Origin of the sequence: Lentzea aerocolonigenes (assembly GCF_000955955.1) — a bacterium.
GTDB classification, from domain to species: Bacteria; Actinomycetota; Actinomycetes; order Mycobacteriales; family Pseudonocardiaceae; genus Lentzea; species Lentzea aerocolonigenes_A.
This window is the reverse complement of sequence record NZ_JYJG01000535.1, coordinates 1-2,191: the sequence shown is the minus strand read 5'-3', so window position 1 is coordinate 2,191 and position 2,191 is coordinate 1. Positions and strand designations below refer to the sequence as shown.

Annotated in this window: 2 protein-coding genes; both read left to right on the top strand. The window is 67.6% G+C overall.

The features are described 5' to 3' along the window. Positions 1 to 107 precede the first annotated feature (107 nt). Positions 108 to 932 (top strand): alpha/beta fold hydrolase, encoded by an 825-nt coding sequence (locus UK23_RS45925; protein WP_045318158.1) that lies wholly within the window; start codon positions 108 to 110, stop codon positions 930 to 932. Positions 933 to 1,001: 69 nt separating this feature from the next. Beyond that, the gene (locus UK23_RS45920) at positions 1,002 to 2,159 is read left to right on the top strand and encodes a glycoside hydrolase family 88/105 protein (RefSeq protein WP_045318157.1); all 1,158 of its coding nucleotides are present in this window, start codon (positions 1,002 to 1,004) and stop codon (positions 2,157 to 2,159) included. Positions 2,160 to 2,191 lie beyond the last annotated feature (32 nt).

Sequence of the window (2,191 nt, the reverse complement as noted above, 5' to 3'; positions counted from 1 at the left end):
CCCTCATATCGGGCACATGGGGGCGTGGGGCCGGTGCCGCGAGGCGCCCTGCCGAGCGCCGGAAGCCGCGGCGACGGCCGGCGGCCACGGCAGTATTGTTCGAACTCGTGATCGAGCACATCAGCATCGAGACCGAGGCAGGCACCTTCGACGCCATCGCGTCCGGCCCCGAGGACGGCCGCCCGGTGTTGCTGCTGCACGGCTTCCCCGAGGCCGCCATCGAGTGGGAGCACCAGGTCGCGGTGCTGGGCGTGAACGGCTTCCGCGCGGTCGCCCCCGACCAGCGCGGCTACTCCCCCGGCGTGCGCCCCGAGCAGGCCAGCGAGTACACGGTCACGCACCTGGTCGGCGACGTGATCGCGATGGCGGACGCGCTGGGCTGGGGCACGTTCGACCTGGTCGGCCACGACTGGGGCGGCGCCGTCGCGTGGTGGACCGCGATCGACCACCCGGACCGCCTGCGCACCCTGTCCGTCTTCTCGACCCCGCACCCCGGCGCCCTCAAAACCGCGCTGCAGACCGACGAGGACCAGCGGCTGCGGTCGCAGTACATGCTCGACTGGCGTGAGCGCAGCACCGAGCGGCGGATGCTGGAGAACAACGCCCAGGCGCTCAAGCAGATGTTCGAGTGGCGGATCCGGCCGTCGCACATCGACGAGTACCTCCAGCGCCTCGCCGGGCCGGGCGCGCTGACGGCCGCCCTCAACTGGTACCGCGCGGGCAAGCCGAGTGGTGCCGCCGACAAGATCGCGGTCAGGACGATGTACGTGTGGAGCACCGAGGACGTCGCGTTCGGCTCGGTCGCCGCGTTCGAGACCGAGAAGTGGTGCACCGGCGGGTACCGGTTCGAGATGGTCGAGGACGTCAGTCATTGGATCCCTGAGGAGATCCCGGAGGCGGTTTCCTCGATGCTTCTGGAACATCTGGCCTAGACATCCGAGGTTTCACCCTGGTAGGTCTGTGCGTGCCGTCGCCTGGCACTCCCCTTGGAGGGAACACGCATGACCACGTCCAGGCGTGACTTCGTCAGACTCGGCGGCGCCGCACTCGCCGGCGGTGTCGCCTCGGGAAGCACGGGCACGGCACAAGCGAAGGACCGCACCGACTGGTCCGTCGAGGTCGTCGAGTCGACGATGCGCCAGTACACGCCGGAGACGCTCGGCGGCTGGGGCTACACGCGCGGCCTGTACCTGTGGGGGCAGTGGCTCGTCTTCCAGCGCACCAAGAACAAGAAGTACTTCGACTTCATCAAGGCGTGGGTAGACCGGTTCGTCGGGCCGGACGGCCGGATGAGCCGCACCTTCACCAACCTCGACGCGATGCGCGCGGGCCAGTTGCTGCCGTTGCTCTACAACGCGACCGGCGACGTGCGGTATCGAACCGCTTCAACGCAGATCCGCGAGCGCCTCAACACCTATGCGCGCACCAAGGAAGGCGGCTTCTGGCACGCCGAGGGCGGCACGCGCGACTGGCAGAACTGGTCGGACGGCGTCTACATGGTCGTGCCGTTCATCATGCGGCACGGCTACACGTTCGGCGAGAAGCAATGGGCGACCGACGAAGCACTGAAGCAGCTCTTCGTCTACGCGAAGAACCTGCAGCACAAGGACGGCCTCTTCCACCACGCGTACGACGAGTCGCGCACGGTGTCGTGGGCCGACAAGACCACGGGCGTGTCGCCGGAGTTCTGGGGCCGCGCGATGGGCTGGTACGCGATCACGTGCTGCGACGTGCTGGAGGACCTGCCCCGCGACCACCCGGACCGGCCGAAGCTGATCTCGATCCTGTCCAAGCTCATCGCGGCGCTCGCGAAGTACCAGGACTCGAAGACCGGCCGTTGGTTCCAGGTCGTGGACAAGGGATCCAACCCGGAGAACTGGACCGAGACCTCGTGCTCGTCCATGTACTCGATGGCCATCTCACGGGCCGTGGAACGCGGCTATGTGTCACGCAGGTACGACGTCGTGGCCCAGCGCGGCCGTCGCGGTGTGCTGGAGCGCGTGAAGATCAACGCCGAGGGCAACACCGAGATCTCCGAGATCTGCATCGGCACGAACGTCGGTGACCTGCCTTTCTACCTCGCGCGACCGCGGGCGGTGAACGACCTGCACGGCATCGGGGCGTTCCTGATCATGAACGAGCAGTTCACGAGTTGCTAGTAGTACCTCGTTAGGTCGCGCTGACCTGGGCG

What these genes read in the sequence shown, in the direction of transcription:
- UK23_RS45920 (WP_045318157.1), top strand. Translation starts at nt 1,002, where the DNA reads ATGACCACGTCCAGGCGTGACTTCGTCAGACTCGGCGGCGCCGCACTC.